This is a genomic window from Enterobacter soli ATCC BAA-2102 (assembly GCF_001654845.1).
In the GTDB taxonomy this organism is placed as follows: Bacteria; Pseudomonadota; Gammaproteobacteria; order Enterobacterales; family Enterobacteriaceae; genus Enterobacter; species Enterobacter soli.
The window spans coordinates 46,263-68,221 of sequence record NZ_LXES01000009.1; the positions used below are offsets into that span (position 1 = coordinate 46,263).

Consider the following 21,959-nt stretch of genomic DNA (forward strand, 5'->3'; position numbering starts at 1 on the left):
TTATGTCGCAAATAGAATTGCAGCCGGGTTTTGACTTTCAGAAAGCAGGCAAAGAAGTTCTGGAGATTGAACGTGAAGGTCTGGCGCAGTTAGATCAGTACATTAATCAGGATTTTAGTCTGGCATGTGAGAAGATGTTCTACTGTGCCGGCAAAGTCGTGGTGATGGGGATGGGCAAGTCTGGACATATCGGGCGCAAAATGGCCGCCACGTTCGCCAGTACCGGGACCTCTTCATTCTTTGTTCACCCAGGTGAAGCGGCACACGGCGACCTGGGCATGGTCACGCCGCAGGATGTGGTCATTGCGCTGTCAAATTCCGGTGAATCGAACGAGATCCTGGCGCTGATCCCGGTGTTGAAACGGCTGCACGTCCCGCTGATTTGCATGACCAGCCGCCCGGAAAGCAGCATGGCCCGCGCCGCGGATATTCACCTGTGCGTCAAAGTGCCAAAAGAAGCGTGCCCGTTAGGCCTTGCTCCGACGTCCAGCACCACTGCTGCGCTGGTCATGGGCGATGCGCTTGCGGTGGCACTACTCGAAGCCCGTGGTTTTACGCCGGAAGATTTCGCGCTTTCTCATCCTGGCGGTGCGCTGGGACGCAAGTTGCTGCTTCGGGTAAACGACATTATGCATACGGGCGATGAGATCCCGCACGTAAGCAAAGCTGCGTCGCTGCGCGATGCATTACTGGAAATCACCCGCAAAAATCTTGGCATGACGGTCGTTTGCGACGATCTGATGAAGATTCAGGGGATCTTCACCGACGGCGACTTACGTCGCGTATTCGATATGGGCGTGGATGTCCGCACATTAGGCATCGCCGATGTCATGACGCCTGGCGGGATCCGCGTTCGTCCTGGCACCCTGGCGGTGGACGTGCTGAACCTGATGCAGTCCCGCCACATAACCTCAGTGATGGTTGCCGATGGCGACCAACTGCTGGGTGTGGTACATATGCATGATCTTCTACGCGCTGGCGTAGTGTAATGAAGGATAAGACAATGAGTAATGCGGGTGCATCCCTTGCAACCTGTTATGGTCCGGTGAGTACAGCCATGATGGCGAAGGCGGAAAACATCCGTCTGCTGATCCTGGATGTAGATGGCGTACTCTCCGATGGCCTGATTTACATGGGCAATAATGGCGAAGAGCTAAAAGCATTCAATGTTCGCGACGGTTACGGCATTCGCTGCGCGCTCACATCCGGCATCGAAGTTGCTATCATCACCGGGCGAAAAGCTAAACTTGTAGAAGACCGCTGCGAAACGTTGGGCATTACCCATCTGTATCAGGGACAATCCGACAAGATGTTGGCATTCAACGATTTGCTTGCGAAACTGTCCATCGCGCCCGAGCATGTTGCCTATGTGGGCGACGATCTGATCGACTGGCCGGTGATGGCCGAAGTGGGCCTGAGCATCGCGGTAGCCGATGCCCATCCGCTGTTGATACCGCGTGCTGACTATGTCACCCACATCAACGGCGGTCGCGGTGCCGTACGTGAAGTCTGCGATCTGCTTCTGCTGGCGCAGGGCAAGCTTGAAGAGGCCAAAGGGCAATCAATATGAGTAAAACCAGACGTTGGGTTATCATTCTGCTAACGCTTGTCGCACTGGTACTGATTGGCGTAAACCTCGCTGACCGTGACGATACCCAAACGGAAGTGATCAACAATAGCGATCCAACATACAAAAGCGATCATAGTGACACGGTGGTTTACAGCCCGGAAGGCGCGCTGAACTATCGCCTGATCGCAAAGCATGTTGAGTATTTTTCAGATGATGGTATCTCGTGGTTTACCCAACCGGTAATGACCACATTTGATACCGATAAAGTGCCAACATGGTCGATCAAGTCTGACAGAGCAAAATTAACAAATGACCGTATGCTTTATCTGTATGGTCATGTTGAAGTCAACGCCCTGACCGCTGACTCTCAACTGCGTAAAATTACAACAGATAATGCCCAGATTAACCTGGTGACCCAGGATGTGACTTCGCAGGATCTGGTTACACTGTATGGCACAACATTTAATTCCAGCGGTCTGAGAATGCGCGGGAACTTACGCAGCAAAAACGCCGAGCTGATTGAAAAGGTTAGATCCTCTTATGAAATTCAAAACAAACAAACTCAGCCTTAATTTTGTTATCGCCAGCGCGCTGCTGGCAGCCAGTCTTCCCGCACTTGCTGTGACTGGCGATACAGAACAGCCGATTCATATTGAATCTGACACCCAGTCTCTCGATATGCAGGGTAATGTCGTCACCTTTACCGGCAACGTCGTCATGACTCAGGGCACCATCAAAATTAACGCCGACAAAGTTGTCGTTACCCGTCCGGGCGGCGAGCAAGGCAAAGAAATTATTGATGGCTATGGCAACCCGGCAACCTTCTACCAGATGCAGGACAACGGTAAACCGGTTAAAGGCCACGCCACCCATATGCACTATGAACTGGCGAAGGATCTTGTCATCCTGACTGGTAATGCCTACCTGGAACAGCTGGACAGCAATATCACCGGCGACAAGATCACCTATCTGGTGAAAGAGCAGAAAATGCAGGCTTCCAGCGAGAAAGGCAAACGCGTCACCACCGTGCTTGTTCCTTCACAGCTGCAAGATAAAGGCAAAGGCCAGGCCCCGGCACAGAAGAAGAGTAACTAATTCGTTATGGCAACATTAACTGCAAAAAATCTCGCTAAGGCCTATAAAGGCCGCCGCGTCGTGGAAGATGTCAGTCTGACCGTCAACTCCGGCGAAATTGTTGGCCTTTTAGGCCCTAACGGTGCGGGTAAAACTACTACCTTCTACATGGTGGTAGGTATTGTGCCGCGCGATGCAGGCAACATTGTCATTGATGATGAAGACATCAGCCTGCTGCCGCTGCACGCCCGTGCGCGCCGTGGTATCGGCTATCTTCCACAGGAAGCGTCCATTTTCCGCCGTTTAAGCGTTTTCGATAACCTGATGGCCGTGTTGCAGATCCGTGACGATCTGTCGAGCGAGCAGCGTCAGGATCGCGCTAACGAACTGATGGAAGAGTTCCATATTGAACACCTGCGCGATAGCTTAGGCCAGGCGCTGTCAGGCGGTGAACGTCGTCGTGTCGAGATTGCACGCGCGCTGGCTGCAAACCCGAAATTCATCCTGCTGGATGAACCCTTCGCGGGCGTTGACCCTATTTCCGTCATCGATATCAAACGTATTATTGAGCATCTGCGTGACAGCGGGCTTGGCGTACTGATCACTGACCACAACGTCCGTGAAACGCTGGCCGTGTGTGAACGCGCCTATATTGTGAGCCAGGGCCATCTGATTGCCCACGGTACGCCGCAGCAGATCCTCGAAGATGAGCATGTTAAGCGCGTGTACCTTGGGGAAGACTTCAGACTCTGATAGGGTAGAGGTAACGTAACGCCGAACCGGAGAAAAATGCTCTGAACATGAAGCAAGGTTTGCAATTAAGGCTCAGCCAACAACTGGCGATGACGCCGCAGCTACAACAGGCTATCCGCCTGTTGCAGCTGTCCACGTTAGAACTCCAGCAGGAACTCCAGCAAGCGCTGGACAGCAACCCGTTGCTGGAGCAAACCGATCTTCATGACGAGGTAGACACTCAGCAAACGCAAGACACCGAAACGCTCGACACCGTTGATGCTCTCGAACAAAAAGAGATGCCGGACGAGCTGCCTCTGGATGCCAGCTGGGATGAAATCTACACCGCAGGAACACCATCCGGGACGCGTGCAGACTATCAGGACGATGAGCTACCGGTCTATCAGGGTGAAACCACCCAGTCGCTTCAGGATTACCTGATGTGGCAGGTGGAGTTAACGCCCTTCACTGATACCGATCGTGCGATTGCAACCTCCATTGTCGATGCCGTTGATGACACCGGGTATTTGACCGTTTCTCTGGACGATATTCTTGAAAGCATCGGCGATGATGAGATTGAACTTGAGGAAATTGAAGCGGTTCTGAAGCGTATTCAGCGCTTCGACCCGGTTGGCGTGGCCGCGAAAGATCTGCGTGACTGTCTGCTGATCCAGCTTTCTCAGTTCGCCAAAGAGACCCCGTGGATTGAAGAAGCCCGGTTAATCATCAGCGATCATCTGGATCTGCTGGCGAACCATGACTTCCGTACCCTGATGCGCGTCACCCGCCTTAAAGAAGAGGTGTTGAAAGAAGCCGTCAACCTGATCCAGTCGCTCGATCCTCGCCCTGGCCAATCCATCCAGACCAGCGAACCCGAATACGTTATCCCAGATGTGCTGGTCAGAAAGCATAACGGCCGCTGGGTTGTCGAATTGAACTCTGACAGCATTCCTCGCCTGCAAATCAACCAGCAGTACGCCTCCATGTGCACCAACGCACGCAACGACTCCGACAACCAGTACATTCGTAGCAATCTTCAGGAAGCGCGATGGCTGATCAAAAGTCTGGAGAGCAGAAATGATACGCTGCTCCGTGTAAGCCGCTGTATTGTCGAGCAGCAGCAGGCGTTCTTTGAGCAGGGCGAAGAGTATATGAAACCGATGGTGCTGGCAGATATCGCCCAGGCCGTCGAAATGCATGAATCAACCATTTCCCGCGTAACAACGCAGAAGTATCTGCACAGTCCGCGCGGTATTTTTGAGCTTAAGTATTTCTTCTCCAGCCATGTGAATACCGAAGGCGGCGGCGAAGCCTCGTCGACGGCCATTCGTGCACTGGTGAAGAAGTTGATCGCCGCGGAGAATCCCGCGAAGCCACTGAGTGACAGTAAGTTAACCACCATGCTGTCCGATCAGGGTATCATGGTGGCACGCCGTACTGTTGCAAAGTATCGAGAGTCTTTATCCATTCCGCCGTCTAACCAGCGTAAACAACTGGTCTGACACAACCGATAAGGAAGACACTATGCAGCTCAACATCACAGGACACAACGTCGAAATTACTGATGCTTTACGCGATTTTGTGAACGCTAAGTTCGCGAAACTTGAGCAGTATTTCGAAAGGATCAACCAGGTCTATATTGTGTTGAAAGTGGAGAAAGTGACTCATATCTCGGATGCAACCCTGCACGTGAACGGGGGTGAACTCCATGCCAGTGCGGAAGGGCAAGACATGTATGCTGCTATCGACGGCTTGATTGACAAGCTTGCACGACAGCTCAATAAACATAAAGATAAACTGAAACAACACTAATTGTCCGGGCAGTTAACGGGTGCAGGAAGGCCTGTTGTGAAACACAACAGGCCATTTGTACAGTTAGCGCTTAGGTGAAATTATGATGAACAACGATTCCGCTCTTCAACTGAGCAATGTCCTTAACCAGGAATGTACCCGCAGTGGCGTTCACTGCCAGAGCAAAAAACGTGCGCTGGAAATCATCAGTGAACTGGCCGCAAAACAGCTGGGCCTGCCGTCTCAGGTGGTGTTCGAAGCTATTCTGACCCGCGAAAAAATGGGCAGTACTGGCATTGGCAACGGCATTGCTATCCCGCATGGCAAGCTGGAAGAAGACACCCTGCGTGCCGTGGGTGTTTTTGTGCAACTCGAAACGCCGATCGCCTTCGACGCCATCGATAATCAGCCAGTCGATCTCCTCTTCGCGCTGCTGGTTCCTGCTGACCAGACCAAAACCCACCTGCATACGCTTTCGCTGGTCGCCAAACGTCTGGCCGATAAAACCATTTGCCGTCGACTGCGCTCAGCCCAAAGTGATGAAGAGTTATATCAAATTATCACTGAAGCAGAAGGCAATCAGGATGATGCATAACCGGGAGATGGCCTTCACATCTGTTGTCCTGAGGAGAAACGGAACATGGTGCTGATGATCGTCAGCGGTCGTTCAGGGTCGGGGAAATCCGTCGCCCTCCGCGCGCTTGAAGATATGGGCTTTTACTGTGTCGATAACCTGCCGGTTGTTCTGCTGCCCGACCTGGCCCGGACGCTCGCGGACCGACAAACGTCTGCTGCCGTCAGTATCGACGTCCGTAACATGCCAGAATCACCGGAAGTCTTTGAACAGGCGATGAACAACCTGCCTGACTCGTTTTCGCCTCAGCTGCTGTTCCTTGATGCTGACCGTAACACGCTGATCCGTCGTTACAGCGATACCCGCCGTTTGCATCCGCTCTCCAGCAAGAATCTCTCTCTGGAAAGCGCCATCGACGAAGAGAGCGACCTGCTGGAGCCGCTGCGCTCTCGTGCCGACCTCATTGTCGACACCTCTGAAATGTCCGTTCACGAGCTGGCCGAAATGTTGCGTACCCGTCTGCTGGGTAAACGCGAGCGCGAACTGACCATGGTGTTCGAATCCTTCGGCTTTAAGCACGGCATTCCTATCGATGCGGATTATGTTTTCGACGTGCGCTTCCTGCCGAACCCCCACTGGGATCCAAAACTGCGTCCAATGACCGGTCTTGATAAACCCGTGGCGGCGTTCCTCGACAGGCACACAGAAGTTCACAATTTTATCTACCAGACGCGCAGCTACCTTGAGCTATGGTTACCTATGCTGGAAACAAACAATCGCAGCTACCTGACGGTGGCGATTGGCTGTACCGGTGGTAAACATCGTTCGGTGTACATTGCCGAACAACTGGCCGATTACTTCCGCTCACGCGGGAAGAACGTTCAGTCCCGTCATCGCACGCTGGAAAAACGTAAAACATGACCGTAAAACAAACTGTTGAAATCACGAATAAGCTGGGTATGCACGCCCGCCCGGCGATGAAACTGTTTGAACTGATGCAGGGTTTTGATGCGGAAGTTCTGCTGCGTAACGATGAAGGTACAGAGGCTGAAGCCAATAGCGTCATCGCGCTACTGATGCTGGATTCTGCCAAAGGCAGACAAATTGAAGTTGAGGCAACAGGCCCACAGGAAGAAGAAGCTCTGGCAGCAGTGATTGCACTGTTTAATGCCGGGTTTGATGAAGACTGATGCACCCGCCCTCTCCTTCCCGGAGAGGGTCATTAATACAGCTTATTCCCCGTCATAAACTCTTCCCCGCCTAGCTGGCGCATTTGCCGCATAATCCACACCTGACGACCGCGAACATACCCCGACGGGGCACTGGCCTTAAAGCGCACAGGATTGGGCAATACGGCCGCTAACAGAGCAGCTTCTGACATCGTCAGACGACTGGCAGGTTTATGGAAATAACGCTGTGCAGCGGCTTCGACACCAAACACCCCATCACCAAACTCAGCGATATTCAGATAGACGGTCAGAATACGTTTTTTGCTCCAGACCGTTTCCATGCCCAGTGTCAGACCCGCCTCAAGACCTTTTCGCAGCCAGCTGCGTCCATCCCATAAAAACAGGTTTTTTGCCGTTTGCTGAGAAAGCGTGGATGCACCACGGACACGATCTTCATGTCTCTCGTTATGCGCCAGCGCTTTCTGGATAGCCGCCACGTCAAACCCCCAATGATCCGGGAATTTCTGATCTTCTGCGGCAATCACCGCCAGCCCCATAAACGGGGAGATCTGATCCATGCTCACCCAGTCAGAGTGCGCCACGTAGCCGAAATCACCGGATAACCAGGCGCTAATCTGGCGCTCAACCATCACGGCAGAAAAAGGGACAGGCATGATGCTAAACAAAGCGATACCACCGCCCCAGAAAACAGCCAGGACGATAACAATGCGCAACAGGATCCGTTTAACCCATGCGCCAGCCGTAAATTTTCGGATCATTCAGTCAAAACCAACACTCGGTCCACCAGCTTCTCGATACCGGCAGCCGCCTCAGCGATGTTTTGCGCCAGCATGTAGGCAGGCGTTGTGACAATCTTATTGTCTTCATCCACCACGATGTCATCGACCGGGCAAGGCACATGTTCGCCCCCCATATCTTCAATCACTTCTGCAGTATCGATATCTGTCCCGATGGTCAGGCGAAGCGGGAAATCGAAAATTTTTGGCAGCATGGCAGGGGCAATACAGATAAAGCCCAGCGGCTTACCGGCGGAATGCATCGCCTGGGCCAGCACGCTAAGATCCCTGTCGACCAGACATTCACTGCCCTGGGCTGCAAAGGTGCTTAAATTTTTGGCCGCGCCAAAGCCCCCCGGAACAATAAGCGCGTCAAGTTCAGCGGCATTGGCCTGCGCCAGGGGATAAATGTCACCCCGCGCAATTCTGGCCGCCTCAATCAGCACGTTACGGGTTTCCGGCATGGCTTCGCCAGTCAGATGATTTACCACGTCCACCTGATTTTTATCCGGGGCGAAGCAGATAACTTCAGCGCCACGTCTGGCTAATGCCAGCAGCGTTATTACCGATTCGTGTATCTCAGAACCGTCGTAAACACCACATCCACTCAGCACGACACCAATCTTTTTCATCATGACGTTCCTTCTTTGCAAATCGCTGAAGCATATTAATAATTCTGATTAAAACGCTATGCTTCACACATTTCACTGATTCATGTAACAAACTATTTAAGATTTGCTATCTTATCTGCGTGCGGCCTAAATTTTCAGGCGGCGTCCATGCGAAAACAACACAAAAAATCAGGCGCAGCCACGATTTCCCTGGTGTTGGCGCAGTATTCGCGCACCCCGGTTAAGCCGGGGTCATTTTTTTCTGGCGTCTACCCAGGCTTTCAGTACCACCACATCGTTCTGCCACTCTTGTTTCATCTCTTCAACCCATTCACCCACGTTATCTTCCCATGCAGGTAAATCCGGGGATTGAATCTGTTGACCGAGCTGTTGCAGGTGACGCAAACCAACCGAACCGGCAGCACCTTTAATTTTATGGCCCTCTTCAACGATCCCTTTTTGATCGCGCGCGGTCAGGTTCGATTCCAGCACACTTAAATATCCCGGCATCATTTTTTCAAATACGGCCAGACCGTCGGTAATCAGTTTCGGGCCAACCAAATCGATGTATTGCTCAAGCATGGCAGTATCCAGAATCGCTTGTGTCTTCGCGCTATCAACAGACGTCATGGTGCTCTCCTCTTCATCACAGGTATCCCAGAACTTCTTAATCATGGCGGTTAATGCAGGAACCGCCAGCGGCTTGCTGAGCACATCGTCCATACCGGCATCGAGATACTCTTTTTTGTCCTTCAGCACGTTCGCTGTCAACGCTACCAGCGGCGGCAGCTCATCGGCGGCGTATTTACGCGTCAGCTCACGGGAAATATCCAGCCCGGTCATGTCCGGGAGCTGAATATCCAGCAGCACCAGGTCGTACTCGCCTGGCGTGAACATATCCAGCGCCGCCTGACCGGTCATAGCCACATCCACGCTGTTACCCAATTTTTCCAGCACTGAGCGCGCCACAATCACGTTCAGCTCAATGTCTTCCACCAGCAGGACATGCAGTGCAGGCAGCGGCATTTCGTCGTTATCAAAGGTGTCTTCAACCTCTTCTGCAACGGCCGGGGCATGAACCGTCAGCGTAAAGACAGAACCATTGCCCGGCTGGCTGGCGACGGTAATATCCCCACCCATGCTTCTGGCCAGACGCTTAGAGACGGCCAGGCCAATCCCGGTACCCGTTGCCGGTTTACCGCCGTGACTGTCTTTCACCTGGTAATACATTGCGAAGATTTTATCCTGCTCTTCCTGCGGAATGCCGATACCGGAATCTTCAACCTCGAAATGCAGCATGTCCCCTTCGTCATAGCGGATACGTACTGCCACCCGGCCCTTCTGGGTAAATTTCACCGCGTTGCTGATCAGGTTCCACAGGATCTGGCGCAGACGCGTGCCGTCAGTGGTCACTTTATGCGGCAGCGGCAACGTTGTCTCCATCACAAAGCTCAGCCCCTTTTGCTGAGCCTGTAAGCCGGACAGGTTTTCCAGGTCGGCCAGGAAGCTGGTAAAATCCACCGGCTGGTTGTCGAGCTGAACTTTACGGCGTTCCATCTTATCCATGTCGATAATATCGTTGAAGATATTGCCCAGCGTCACCGCAGAGACATGGATCGTTTTCAGGTATTTTTCCTGTTCGCCCGTTAATTCCGTATCCAGCAGAATGCGGCTCAGGCCAACAATCCCGTTCAACGGCGTGCGCAGTTCATGGCTGATGGTGGAGATAAAGGTGGTTTTGTCTCGGCTGGCGCGCTCCAGGGCATCCTGATAACGCTTACGCTCGGTGATATCACGGCCAAAGCCCATCAGGCCGTGGCGTTTCCCCACGCGGTCGTAGTAAGGCACCTTACGGATTTCAAAGCAGGCTTTCCGCCCGTCAGGGTAGTCCAGCCACTGCTCATAGGTGAGAGAAACATTATGGCGGAAGACCTTTTCGTCCGTTTCCATGACCTTCGCCGCCGCTTCTTCAGAATAGACATCCTGCGGCTTAAGGTTAACGAGCTGTTTCTCACTCTTACCGGTAAGCAACTCCATCGCCCGGTTACAGCCGGAAAACTCTTTATCTTCGTTACGGTAGAATACCAAATCCGGTGAGGCATCAAGGAAGGAGCGCAGGAAAGAGGATTGCTGCTCGAGCTGGATTTGCGTCACCTCACGCTCTTTCATTTCAATTTTCAGTTGCTCAAGCGTGGCCTGACGTTCGGCTTCAGCTTTCTCACGATCTGAAATCTCCTGGTTGAGCTGAGCAATATTGTCCTTGAGCTGGACGTTAAGTTTGAGATCGCGCTCGCGCATCTCTTCCAGCTTATCAACCAGTTTTGATAAACGCTGACGGGACTCTTCAAGCTGCTCCACCACCACGGAGAGGAAATAGACCGCCCAGGGCGTAATCAGCAATCCGAAGAAGATAGAGCGGATCACGTCGATACTTTCGACCTGACCATGCAAGACCATGGTGACAGCCATCTGCACAACAATCGCCAGAACAACCAGCGCCAGAGCCAGCAGCATGGAGAAACGTACCAGGCCGAGCTTCATCATCAGGTCGACATAGTACTGGGCCAGCATTCGAATTTGCTTCATAGAGGATCCCTTCACGACTTTATCGCTCAATAATACTCAAATTCAGGGCGGGGCGGTGGAGGTTGTGAGAAAAAGTGCGGGGTGAAACAGGAGATTAGCCTCGCTCCCGACGGGCCGGGAGCGAGGAAAAGGATTTATCAGGAACGTTTCAGAAGCAGCCAGAGGCTGATCAGCAGGAAACTGGCGCTTGGCAACAGCGCACCGATAATCGGCGGGATGCCATAAACCAGCGTCAGCGGGCCAAAGATCTGGTCGAGAACGTAGAACACGAACCCGCAGCTGATACCGGTTACGACGCGAACCCCCATCGGCACACTACGCAACGGCCCGAAGATAAACGACAGCGCCATCAGCATCATGACCGCAACGGACATCGGCTGGAAAATCTTGCTCCACATATTGAGCTGATAACGCCCGGCGTCCTGGCCGCTCGATTTCAGATATTTCACGTAGTTATGCAGACCGCTAATGGACAGCGCATCAGGATCTAACGCCACCACACCCAGTTTGTCCGGGGTAAGGTTGGTCTTCCACGTACCAGAAACCGTCTGAGAGCCGGTGATCTGTTTCGGGTCTTTGAGGTCTGATTCATCAACCTGTGATAAGCGCCATTGCTTATGCTCGGGATCAAACTTCGCAGAGGACGCGTGACGCACAGACTGTAAACGACGCTGGTCGTTGAAAGCGTAAATACTCACGCCCCCCAGTTCATCATCGCCTTTCACCCGTTCAATGTAGACAAAGTTATTGCCATCTTTTGCCCACAGCCCTTGCTGGGTCGAGAGCAATGAACCACCGTACATGGCCTGCGCACGATAGTTACGCGCCATCTGCTCCCCCTGTGGCGCCACCCACTCGCCGATCGCCATGGTCAGCAGCACCAGCGGAATAGCGGTTTTCATGACCGAGAGAGCAACCTGCAAACGGGTAAACCCGGAAGCCTGCATCACCACCAGCTCACTACGTTGCGCCAGCATCCCCAGGCCAAGCAGTGCGCCTAACAAAGCGGCCATAGGGAAGAAGATCTGGACATCTTTTGGCACGCTGAGAAGGGTATACATCCCGGCGCCCAACGCGTCGTAGCTACCCTGCCCGGCTTTTTTCAATTGGTCGACAAATTTAATAATGCCGGAGAGCGACACCAGCATGAACAACGTCATCATGATGGTGGAGAAAATGGTTTTACCGATGTAGCGGTCGAGAACGCCAAACGCCTGCATTACAACGCTCCTTTACGCGAGAATCTGGCACGAATGCGGCGCACCGGCACCGTATCCCACAGGTTTAATCCCAGCGCCAGCAGGATATACAAACTGTTGACCGCCCACGTCCAGACCATTGGATCAAGTTTACCCTTCGCACCATTCGAACGAATCGAGGTTTGCAGCAGGAAGTAGACCAGATAGAGCAGCATCGCCGGCAGCATTGAAAGCACGCGGCCCTGACGCGGGTTGACCACGCTCAGCGGAACGACAATCAGCGCCATCATAAACACGGTGAATACGAGAGTAATACGCCAGTGGAACTCTGCGCGCGCCCTGTCGGTATCGGTATTCCAGAGCGTGCGCATATCCATCTGTTCGGTATCGCCAGGATCAAGCGCAACCGCCTGGTGACCAATAATGGCCTGATAGTTCTCGAAGTCCGTAATACGGAAATCGCGAAGCATCGCGGTGCCTTCAAAACGAGTGCCTTTATTCAGCGTAACAATCTGGGAACCATCTTTACGCTGCGCCAGCTGGCCTGAATCAGCCACCACAACTGACGGGCGAGCATTGCCCTTCGTGCGCAGCTGCGCGAGGAATACGTCATTGAATTTGCTGCCATCAACGCTTTCGATGAACAGCACAGAGTTACCGTCGGTGGCCTGCTGGAACTGCCCTTGCGCTAACGCCGCCATACCCGGGTTGGCTTTGGCTTCGGCCAGCACTTCATCCTGATGACGAGAGGACATGGGGCCCGCCCACATGACATTCACCGCAGCAACAATCCCGGTAAACAGCGCCAGTATCATGGCGGCCTTCACCAGCACGGCTTTACTCAGGCCGCAGGCGTGCATGACCGTGATTTCACTTTCGGTATAGAGTCTGCCCAGCGTCATGAGCAAACCGAGGAAAAGACTCAGCGGCAGAATGAGCTGCGCCATCTCCGGGATCCCCAGCCCTAGCAGGGAAAGCACCAGATTTGTTGGGATTTCGCCGTCAACGGCCGCGCCGAGGATCTTCACCAGCTTCTGACAGAAGAAGATCAGCAGCAGGATGAACAGGATCGCCAGTTGACTTTTGAGCGTTTCCCGCACCAGATATCTTATGATTATCACTTTAAATACGCCCGTAAAAACCCGTCTTTTTGCTGGAAAATCGCTTGTTTCATGGCTTAAACGTCATTTATTCTCTTGAGTCGTCGAAATCATCGCTAAGATTAAAAAACCCGGCGGATTCACGCTTCAGGATATTTTCTGACGTGTCGAAACCGTAATAACGTAAGATTAACACGAAGTCACCACAACAGCGGACATGAGTTACGAAAGGTTTCAATTCTATCCGTAGCAGCCGCCGTTGTCTTTAAGATTCAGGAGCGTAGTGCATGGAGTTCAGTGTAAAAAGCGGTAGCCCGGAGAAACAGCGGAGTGCCTGCATCGTTGTGGGCGTCTTTGAACCACGCCGACTCTCCCCGATCGCCGAACAACTCGATAAAATCAGTGACGGCTATATCAGCGCCCTGCTGCGCCGTGGCGAACTGGAAGGCAAACCTGGGCAGACGCTGTTACTGCACCATGTTCCGAACGTGCTGTCCGAGCGCATTTTGCTGATTGGTTGTGGCAAAGAGCGCGAACTGGATGAACGCCAGTACAAGCAGGTTATTCAGAAAACCATTAACACGCTGAATGATACCGGCTCAATGGAAGCGGTATGCTTCCTGACCGAACTGCACGTCAAAGGGCGTAACACCTACTGGAAAGTGCGTCAGGCCGTTGAGACGGCAAAAGAGAGCCTGTACAGCTTTGATCAGCTTAAGACCAACAAGAGCGAGCCACGTCGCCCGCTGCGTAAAATGGTCTTTAACGTCCCTACCCGTCGCGAACTGACCAGCGGTGAGCGCGCCATCCAGCACGGTCTGGCGATTGCCGCAGGGATTAAAGCCGCGAAAGATCTTGGCAACATGCCACCGAACATCTGTAACGCGGCATACCTGGCTTCCCAGGCACGCCAGCTGGCGGACTCGTACAGCAAGAACGTCATCACCCGCGTGATTGGCGAACAGCAGATGAAAGAGCTGGGGATGCACTCTTACCTCGCGGTCGGCAACGGTTCTCAGAACGAATCGCTGATGTCAGTCATCGAGTACAAGGGCAACCCGTCCGAAGAAGCACGTCCGATTGTGCTGGTCGGTAAAGGCCTGACCTTCGACTCCGGCGGTATCTCCATCAAGCCTGCCGAAGGCATGGACGAGATGAAGTACGACATGTGCGGCGCGGCAGCGGTGTACGGCGTGATGCGAATGGTCGCTGAGCTTCAGCTGCCAATTAACGTCATTGGCGTGCTGGCTGGCTGTGAAAACATGCCTGGCGGTCGCGCGTACCGTCCGGGTGACGTGCTGACCACCATGTCTGGCCAGACTGTTGAAGTGCTAAATACCGATGCAGAAGGCCGCCTGGTACTGTGCGATGTGCTGACCTACGTTGAGCGCTTCGAGCCAGAAGCGGTTATCGACGTCGCGACGCTGACCGGCGCCTGCGTGATTGCACTGGGTCACCACATTACCGGCCTGATGTCGAACCACAACCCGCTGGCACACGAGCTTATCGGTGCGTCCGAACAAGCCGGTGACCGCGCGTGGCGTCTGCCGCTGGGCGACGAGTACCAGGAACAGCTGGAGTCCAACTTTGCGGATATGGCGAACATCGGCGGTCGTCCTGGTGGTGCTATCACCGCAGGCTGCTTCCTGTCGCGCTTTACTCGCAAGTATAACTGGGCACACCTCGATATCGCGGGCACCGCATGGCGCTCCGGTAAAGCCAAAGGCGCAACCGGTCGTCCGGTCGCTCTGCTGTCGCAGTTCCTGCTCAATCGTGCGGGTTTTAACGGCGAAGAGTGATGTAAAACGCCGGGTGGCGGCTTCGCCGTACCCGGCCAACAACGTCACTCAACCGTAGGCCGGGTAAGCGTAGCGCCACCCGGCTTTGCATTTAAATCCACGACAAGAAGCCCCATATATGAAGAATGCAACGTTCTACCTTCTGGACAACGACACCCATCAGGATGGCCTGAGCGCCGTTGAACAACTGGTGTGTGAAATTGCCGCAGAACGTTGGCGCGCGGGCAAACGTGTTCTGATTGCCTGCGAAGATGAGCAGCAGGCGATCCGCCTTGATGAAGCGCTATGGTCGCGCCCGCCGGAGAGTTTTGTTCCGCATAATTTGTCTGGCGAAGGGCCGCGCGGTGGCGCACCGGTCGAAATTGCCTGGCCGCAGAAGCGCAACAGTAGCGCGCGTGATGTGCTGATTAGCTTGCGCATCGATTTTGCAGATTTTGCCACCGCTTTCACAGAAGTGGTAGACTTTGTCCCCTACGAAGAAACTTTGAAACAACTTGCCCGCGAACGCTACAAAGCGTACCGCCTGGCTGGTTTTAACCTGAATACGGCAACCTGGAAATAATGGAAAAGACATATAACCCACGCGATATCGAACAGCCGCTTTACGAGCACTGGGAACAGCAGGGCTATTTCAAGCCTAACGGCGATGAAAGCAAAGAGTCCTTCTGCATCATGATCCCGCCGCCGAACGTCACCGGCAGTTTGCATATGGGTCATGCTTTCCAGCAGACCATCATGGACACCATGATCCGCTACCAGCGTATGCAGGGTAAAAACACCCTGTGGCAGGCGGGGACTGACCACGCGGGTATCGCGACCCAGATGGTTGTTGAACGTAAAATTGCCGCTGAAGAAGGTAAAACTCGCCATGACTACGGTCGCGATGCCTTCATCGACAAAATCTGGCAGTGGAAAGCAGAATCCGGCGGCACCATCACCCGTCAGATGCGCCGTCTCGGCAACTCCGTGGACTGGGAGCGCGAGCGCTTCACCATGGACGAAGGTCTTTCCAACGCCGTTAAAGAAGTGTTCGTCCGTCTGTACAAAGAAGACCTGATTTACCGTGGCAAGCGCCTGGTAAACTGGGACCCGAAACTGCGCACCGCAATCTCTGACCTGGAAGTGGAAAACCGCGAGTCTAAAGGCTCCATGTGGCATATCCGCTATCCGCTGGCTGACGGCGCGAAAACCGCAGACGGTAAAGACTACCTGGTTGTGGCAACGACCCGTCCGGAAACTCTGCTGGGCGATACCGGCGTGGCCGTTAACCCGGAAGATCCGCGCTATAAAGATCTGATCGGCAAATTCGTGGTGCTGCCGCTGGTTAACCGCCGTATTCCGATTGTGGGCGACGAACACGCCGACATGGAAAAAGGCACCGGCTGCGTAAAAATCACCCCGGCGCACGACTTTAACGACTATGAAGTCGGTCGTCGTCACGCCCTGCCAATGATCAACATTCTGACCTTCGACGGTGATATCCGTGAAAGCGCAGAAGTGTACGATACCAAAGGCGAAGAAACTGACGTTTACTCAAGCGATATCCCGGCAGAGTTCCAGAAACTGGAACGTTTTGCTGCACGTAAAGCCATCGTAGCTGCTGTTGACGCACTGGGCCTGCTGGAAGAAATCAAACCTCACGATCTGACCGTGCCGTACGGCGACCGTGGTGGTGTGGTTATCGAGCCAATGCTGACCGACCAGTGGTACGTGCGTGCCGACGTGCTGGCGAAACCGGCTGTTGAAGCGGTTGAAAACGGCAGCATTCAGTTCGTGCCGAAGCAGTACGAAAACATGTACTTCTCCTGGATGCGTGATATTCAGGACTGGTGTATCTCCCGTCAGCTGTGGTGGGGTCACCGTATCCCGGCCTGGTATGATAACGAAGGCAATGTCTACGTTGGCCGTACTGAAGACGAAGTGCGCCAGGAAAACAACCTGAGTGCCGATGTTGCCCTGCGTCAGGACGAAGACGTGCTGGATACCTGGTTCTCCTCTGCACTGTGGACCTTCTCCACGCTCGGCTGGCCAGAAAACACCGATGCGCTGCGTCAGTTCCACCCAACCAGCGTGATGGTTTCCGGCTTCGACATCATCTTCTTCTGGATTGCTCGCATGATCATGATGACCATGCACTTCATCAAAGACGAAGACGGCAAACCTCAGGTTCCGTTCCATACCGTCTACATGACCGGTTTGATTCGTGACGATGAAGGCCAGAAGATGTCCAAATCCAAGGGTAACGTTATTGACCCACTGGATATGGTTGACGGTATCTCTCTGGAAGACCTGCTGGAAAAACGTACCGGCAACATGATGCAGCCACAGCTGGCTGAGAAAATCCGCAAGCGCACCGAGAAGCAATTCCCGAACGGGATTGAATCTCACGGGACTGACGCCCTGCGTTTCACCCTGGCGGCACTGGCCTCAACCGGCCGTGACATTAACTGGGACATGAAGCGTCTGGAAGGTTACCGTAACTTCTGTAACAAGCTGTGGAACGCCAGCCGCTTCGTGCTGATGAACACCGAAGATCAGGATTGCGGTTTCAACGGCGGCGAAATGACTCTGTCTCTGGCCGATCGCTGGATCCTGGCCGAGTTCAACCAGACGGTGAAAGCGTTCCGCGACGCGCTGGACAGCTATCGCTTCGATATTGCTGCGGGCATCCTGTACGAATTCACCTGGAACCAGTTCTGTGACTGGTATCTGGAACTGGCTAAGCCGGTCATGAACGGCGGTTCAGAAGCGGAACTGCGCGGTACGCGTAATACGCTGATTACCGTGCTGGAAGGTCTGCTGCGTCTTGCGCATCCGGTCATTCCATTCATCACCGAAACCATCTGGCAGCGTGTGAAGGTTATTGCGGGCATCAACGCAGACACCATCATGCTCCAGCCATTCCCGGAATTCGATGCAGCCCGTGTTGATGAAGCCGCAGCGGCCGATACCGAATGGCTGAAACAGGCGATCGTTGCTGTGCGTAACATCCGTGCAGAAATGAACATCGCGCCAGGTAAACCGCTTGAGCTGCTGCTGCGCGGTTGCAGCGAAGCTGCCGTTCGTCGTGTCACCGAGAACAACACCTTCCTGCAAACCATGGCGCGTCTGGAGAGCATCACCGTACTGCCTGCTGATGACAAAGGTCCGGTATCTGTGACCAAAATCATCGACGGCGCCGAGCTGCTGATCCCGATGGCTGGCCTTATCGACAAAGACGCAGAGCTGGCTCGCCTGGCGAAAGAAGTGGCGAAAGTCGATGTGGAAATTGGCAAAATCGAAAGCAAACTGGCGAACGAAGGCTTTGTGGCCCGCGCGCCGGAAGCGGTCATCGCCAAAGAGCGTGAGCGTCTGGTTGCTTTTGCTGATGCGAAGACCAAGCTGATTGAGCAGCAGGCGGTTATCGCGGCGCTGTAATGCTTTAACCCCTTACGCTTCAGAGCGTAAGGGGTTTCCTTCCTGAAATATCCTCGCTTGCACTCCCCTTTATGCGGTGCTATTAACAGCAGATATGTATCAATTTTTGTCATGAGTATTGCTATGAGCGTGATTACCCCCGTCGCGACTACCATGCGTCGGATCACAGAGCAGGATAACCCGGCCATCGCCGCCGTCATCCGCACGGTTTCTGCCGAATATGGCCTCACGGCCGATAAAGGCTATACGGTTGCCGACCCCAACCTGGATGAGCTGTTCCAGCTATACAGCCAGCCGGGCCATGCCTACTGGGTTATCGAGCAGGACGGCAAGGTCGTGGGCGGTGGCGGTGTTGCGCCACTCAGCTGTAGTGAACCGGATATCTGCGAACTCCAGAAAATGTATTTTCTGCCTACGGTCCGTGGGCAAGGCCTGGCGAAGAAACTGGCGCTGCGGGCCTTTGAACACGCGCGTGCTCAGGGTTTTAAACGCTGCTACCTCGAAACAACCGCCTTCCTCAAAGAAGCTATCGCCCTGTATGAACATCTGGGCTTTGAGCATATTAATGCGCCGCTTGGTTGTACCGGCCATGTTGATTGCGAAGTCAGAATGCTGAAAAATCTGTAAATTTCGTTCCTGCCGTCTTGTGTTAAGCGACTGTAAACTGAATGCTCTACACTCTCAGTTCACACCATAACGGGGGAAAAACGATGTCGAAGATAAAAAGCTACGCCGCACCGCAGGCGGGTGCAGAACTTGAACTGTACGAGTACGATGCGGGCGATTTAAAAGCTGAAGACGTCGAAGTGCAGGTTGATTACTGCGGGATCTGCCATTCAGATCTCTCCATGATCGACAATGAATGGGGCTTCTCCAGCTATCCGCTGGTTGCCGGACACGAAGTGATCGGACGCGTCGTCGCCCTCGGAACCGCTGCGCAGGATAAAGGCCTGAAGATCGGCCAGCGCGTGGGAATCGGCTGGACGGCACGCAGCTGTGGTCACTGTGATGCCTGTATCAGCGGCAATCAGATCAACTGCCTGGAAGGCGCTACGCCGACCATTCTGAACAAAGGCGGTTTCGCCGATAAACTGCGTGCCGACTGGCAATGGGTTATTCCGCTGCCGGACAGCATCGATATCGAATCCGCAGGCCCGCTGCTGTGCGGCGGTATTACGGTGTTCAAACCACTGCTGATGCACCATATCACCGCCACCAGCCGCGTTGGTGTGATCGGTATTGGCGGTCTGGGCCATATCGCGATCAAGCTGCTTCATGCCATGGGCTGTGAGGTCACAGCATTTAGCTCAAACCCGGCGAAAGAGAAAGAAGTGCTGGCGATGGGTGCGGATAAAGTGGTGAACAGCCGCGATCCGGAAGCATTGAACGCGCTCGCGGGTCAGTTTGATTTGATCATCAACACCGTCAACGTCGATCTTGACTGGCAGCCGTACTTTGAAGCGCTGGCCTACGGCGGTAACTTCCACACCGTCGGCGCCGTGATGAAGCCACTGCCAGTTCCGGCGTTTACGCTGATCGGCGGGGATCGTAGCGTGTCTGGCTCGGCCACCGGCACACCATTCGAGTTGCGCAAACTGATGAAGTTTGCCGGACGCACCAAAGTAGCGCCAACAACCGAGCTATATCCGATGTCGAAAATCAATGAAGCTATCCAGCACGTTCGTGACGGCAAAGCCCGTTACCGTGTGGTGTTGAAAGCAGATTTCTGATGTGACAGTGCCGGGGAATGTGCGGCCTGATGCCCTCACCCCAACCCTCTCCCACGGGGAGAGGGTGCAAAGACTAAAAACGGTAACGGTTGTTACCGTTTTGCTTCTACCATGGCTTTAAACACTTCTGCCACTGCAACCGCCCCCGGATCGGTCACTCCGTCCAGATTCTCTTTATTCACGTACGACGAACGCCCCGCTCCCACTTTTACCATTTTCGCCGTCGCGTCAGCACCTGCCTGTGCCGCCTGTGCCGCAGCCTTAAGATCGCCTTTTTGCAGCGCCTCAAGCGCCGGCTGCAGCGCGTCGATCAGCGTGCGATCGCCGAGATCGGCCCCGCCGTACTGCTTCATCTGCGCCAGCCCGCTGAGCAATGCCTCGGGTAGCGGCTGACCATCGTGAAGCTTTTGCCCGGCGGCCGTGAAGAATATCGACATTAATACGCCACTCGATCCGCCCATTACCGTTGCCAGCCGCTCCCCCACCAGCAACAACAGCGCCGGCAGATCGTTAAGCGGGAGTTTCCCCGCCTCCAGATACTGCGCAATTTCCCGCGCGCCTTGCGCAAAGGTCGAACCGGTATCACCATCACCGACTTTTGCATCGAGGGCATTGAGCCGGTTTTCCAGCCCGGAAAGCGTGCCCGTAGCCGCCGACACATAGCCCGCCACCTGCGGATTTTCCGACGGGGTATATTCAACGCGGTCATGAATGGCGCTGTGCGCAACGGTACGCAATGGCGCAAACGCCACCGGCCTCTGCCAGCCCAGCGTCTCGACGTCTTCATGGAGCGCTTTTTCGAACAGGTCGTTAAGCTTCAATAACGACAGAGAAAAACCTTTCATATCCAGCGAGCTCACCAGCAGCGCCGGGCCAATCAGCCAGGCTATCTGCTCTTTCAGCGCGGAATGCGCCAGCTCTTTGGTCAGCAACGCCATCTCCAGTGCCGACACACCGCCGAGGTTATTGATCAGTACCGCAAATCGCCCCTCGCCAGCCTGCGCTTTTAGTGCATTGACCAGCGTGTCGATAATCTCTTTGCTGTTTTGCGTATCAACAACCGTTGCCCCCGGTTCACCGTGAATGCCCAGTCCCAGCTCGACATGGCCTTTTCTGATGCGTCCCTCTTCATCGTCGCTGCCCGGCAGGTTACAGGTCTGCATTGCCACACCCAGGCTCCAGAGGTTGTCGCAGGCCTGTTGCGCAATGTCCCGCACCTCACCCAGCGATTTGCCGTGCTCGGCGGCGTAACCCGCGATCTTGTGAACCAGAGCCGTACCCGCAATGCCGCGTGGCTGTTTGTTATCCGGCAGGGCGATGTCATCTGCGACAATCACCATTTCGACCTTCAGGCCATAGCGTTTGGCTTTTTCCGCTGCCAGGCCAAAGTTAAGGCGATCCCCGGTGTAGTTTTTGACAATCAGCAGGCAGCCCCGGTCGCCCGTCACTGCCACAATAGCATTCAGCACCGCATCCACGCTGGGTGAAGCAAACAGGTCGCCACAAACCGCCGCCGTCAGCATCCCTTTTCCGACAAACCCGGCATGAGCCGGTTCATGCCCTGAACCGCCGCCAGAAATAACCGCCACACGGCTCTTATCCCAGTCACTGCGTGCCACCACACGGATGGCCGGGTCGATATCGAGTTTGACGAGGTTGCCGTGCGGAGCAGAAATCAAAATGCCTTCAATGGCGTCGTTGACCAGCTGTTTGCGGTCGTTAAAGAAGAATCTGGACATAATTTCCTGAAATGTTGTGAACCGTATGCAAAAGCATAGTCCGCACTGGATAATACGCCGCAAAGTAAGGA

General features: G+C 54.2%; 21 protein-coding genes. 15 read left to right on the plus strand and 6 right to left on the minus strand.

Annotated elements, in window-relative coordinates; all coding sequences use genetic code 11:
* The first annotated feature begins 2 nt into the window (after positions 1-2).
* From kdsD to npr, 10 genes are all read left to right on the plus strand, one after another.
* Complete coding sequence (gene kdsD, locus M987_RS02945; protein WP_014071948.1) at positions 3-989, plus strand: arabinose-5-phosphate isomerase KdsD; 987 nt, start codon at positions 3-5, stop codon at positions 987-989.
* A 14-nt stretch (positions 990-1,003) separates the two neighbouring features.
* Positions 1,004-1,570, plus strand: coding sequence for a 3-deoxy-manno-octulosonate-8-phosphatase KdsC (gene kdsC / locus M987_RS02950; protein WP_014071949.1), 567 nt, complete (start codon positions 1,004-1,006; stop codon positions 1,568-1,570).
* Positions 1,567-2,142 carry an LPS export ABC transporter periplasmic protein LptC gene (lptC, locus tag M987_RS02955; protein WP_014071950.1) on the plus strand — a complete coding sequence of 192 codons (576 nt, stop codon included), beginning with the start codon at positions 1,567-1,569 and terminating at the stop codon, positions 2,140-2,142. The genes kdsC and lptC overlap by 4 nt, the downstream gene beginning before the upstream one ends.
* On the plus strand, positions 2,111-2,665 hold the full coding sequence (lptA, locus tag M987_RS02960) for a lipopolysaccharide ABC transporter substrate-binding protein LptA (protein ID WP_014071951.1): 555 nt from the start codon (positions 2,111-2,113) through the stop codon (positions 2,663-2,665). The genes lptC and lptA overlap by 32 nt, the downstream gene beginning before the upstream one ends.
* A 6-nt stretch (positions 2,666-2,671) precedes the next feature.
* Positions 2,672-3,397, plus strand: coding sequence for an LPS export ABC transporter ATP-binding protein (gene lptB, locus M987_RS02965; protein WP_014071952.1), 726 nt, complete (start codon positions 2,672-2,674; stop codon positions 3,395-3,397).
* A gap of 47 nt (positions 3,398-3,444) precedes the next feature.
* A complete protein-coding gene (rpoN, locus tag M987_RS02970; RefSeq protein ID WP_014071953.1) occupies positions 3,445-4,878 on the plus strand; it encodes an RNA polymerase factor sigma-54 in 1,434 nt (477 codons plus the stop codon).
* A 22-nt stretch (positions 4,879-4,900) separates the two neighbouring features.
* Complete coding sequence (hpf, locus tag M987_RS02975) at positions 4,901-5,188, plus strand: ribosome hibernation promoting factor (RefSeq protein ID WP_014071954.1); 288 nt, start codon at positions 4,901-4,903, stop codon at positions 5,186-5,188.
* Positions 5,189-5,270: 82 nt separating this feature from the next.
* On the plus strand, positions 5,271-5,762 hold the full coding sequence (gene ptsN / locus M987_RS02980; protein ID WP_014071955.1) for a PTS IIA-like nitrogen regulatory protein PtsN: 492 nt from the start codon (positions 5,271-5,273) through the stop codon (positions 5,760-5,762).
* Positions 5,763-5,807: 45 nt separating this feature from the next.
* Positions 5,808-6,662, plus strand: coding sequence for an RNase adapter RapZ (rapZ, locus tag M987_RS02985; RefSeq protein ID WP_014071956.1), 855 nt, complete (start codon positions 5,808-5,810; stop codon positions 6,660-6,662).
* Entirely contained in the window at positions 6,659-6,931 is a 273-nt protein-coding gene (npr, locus tag M987_RS02990) for a PTS phosphocarrier protein NPr (RefSeq protein ID WP_003861872.1), read from the plus strand. The genes rapZ and npr overlap by 4 nt, the downstream gene beginning before the upstream one ends.
* Positions 6,932-6,963: 32 nt before the next feature.
* Here the strand turns inward: npr and mtgA are convergent, their stop codons facing one another.
* The 5 genes from mtgA to lptF all read right to left on the minus strand — a co-directional run bounded on the left by mtgA (position 6,964) and on the right by lptF (position 13,224).
* Entirely contained in the window at positions 6,964-7,689 is a 726-nt protein-coding gene (gene mtgA, locus M987_RS02995; RefSeq protein ID WP_014071957.1) for a monofunctional biosynthetic peptidoglycan transglycosylase, read from the minus strand.
* A complete protein-coding gene (gene elbB / locus M987_RS03000; RefSeq protein WP_041162136.1) occupies positions 7,686-8,339 on the minus strand; it encodes an isoprenoid biosynthesis glyoxalase ElbB in 654 nt (217 codons plus the stop codon). Before elbB ends, mtgA begins: the two co-directional genes overlap by 4 nt.
* Before the next feature lie 231 nt (positions 8,340-8,570).
* Entirely contained in the window at positions 8,571-10,904 is a 2,334-nt protein-coding gene (gene arcB, locus M987_RS03005; RefSeq protein ID WP_014071959.1) for an aerobic respiration two-component sensor histidine kinase ArcB, read from the minus strand.
* A gap of 137 nt (positions 10,905-11,041) precedes the next feature.
* On the minus strand, positions 11,042-12,124 hold the full coding sequence (gene lptG / locus M987_RS03010; RefSeq protein WP_014071960.1) for an LPS export ABC transporter permease LptG: 1,083 nt from the start codon (positions 12,122-12,124) through the stop codon (positions 11,042-11,044).
* The gene (gene lptF / locus M987_RS03015; protein WP_014071961.1) at positions 12,124-13,224 is read right to left on the minus strand and encodes an LPS export ABC transporter permease LptF; all 1,101 of its coding nucleotides are present in this window, start codon (positions 13,222-13,224) and stop codon (positions 12,124-12,126) included. The genes lptG and lptF overlap by 1 nt, the downstream gene beginning before the upstream one ends.
* Positions 13,225-13,490: 266 nt before the next feature.
* Here lptF and pepA point away from each other — a divergent pair, with 266 nt between their 5' ends.
* The 5 genes from pepA to ahr all read left to right on the plus strand — a co-directional run bounded on the left by pepA (position 13,491) and on the right by ahr (position 20,149).
* Positions 13,491-15,002 carry a leucyl aminopeptidase gene (pepA, locus tag M987_RS03020; protein WP_014071962.1) on the plus strand — a complete coding sequence of 504 codons (1,512 nt, stop codon included), beginning with the start codon at positions 13,491-13,493 and terminating at the stop codon, positions 15,000-15,002.
* A 118-nt stretch (positions 15,003-15,120) separates the two neighbouring features.
* The gene (holC, locus tag M987_RS03025; protein WP_014071963.1) at positions 15,121-15,564 is read left to right on the plus strand and encodes a DNA polymerase III subunit chi; all 444 of its coding nucleotides are present in this window, start codon (positions 15,121-15,123) and stop codon (positions 15,562-15,564) included.
* A complete protein-coding gene (locus tag M987_RS03030; protein ID WP_014071964.1) occupies positions 15,564-18,419 on the plus strand; it encodes a valine--tRNA ligase in 2,856 nt (951 codons plus the stop codon). The genes holC and M987_RS03030 overlap by 1 nt, the downstream gene beginning before the upstream one ends.
* A gap of 123 nt (positions 18,420-18,542) precedes the next feature.
* A complete protein-coding gene (locus M987_RS03035) occupies positions 18,543-19,046 on the plus strand; it encodes a GNAT family N-acetyltransferase (protein ID WP_014071965.1) in 504 nt (167 codons plus the stop codon).
* A gap of 83 nt (positions 19,047-19,129) precedes the next feature.
* On the plus strand, positions 19,130-20,149 hold the full coding sequence (ahr, locus tag M987_RS03040; protein ID WP_014071966.1) for an NADPH-dependent aldehyde reductase Ahr: 1,020 nt from the start codon (positions 19,130-19,132) through the stop codon (positions 20,147-20,149).
* Between the two features lie 92 nt (positions 20,150-20,241).
* Here the strand turns inward: ahr and M987_RS03045 are convergent, their stop codons facing one another.
* Complete coding sequence (locus M987_RS03045; RefSeq protein ID WP_014071967.1) at positions 20,242-21,888, minus strand: dihydroxyacetone kinase subunit DhaK; 1,647 nt, start codon at positions 21,886-21,888, stop codon at positions 20,242-20,244.
* Positions 21,889-21,959 lie beyond the last annotated feature (71 nt).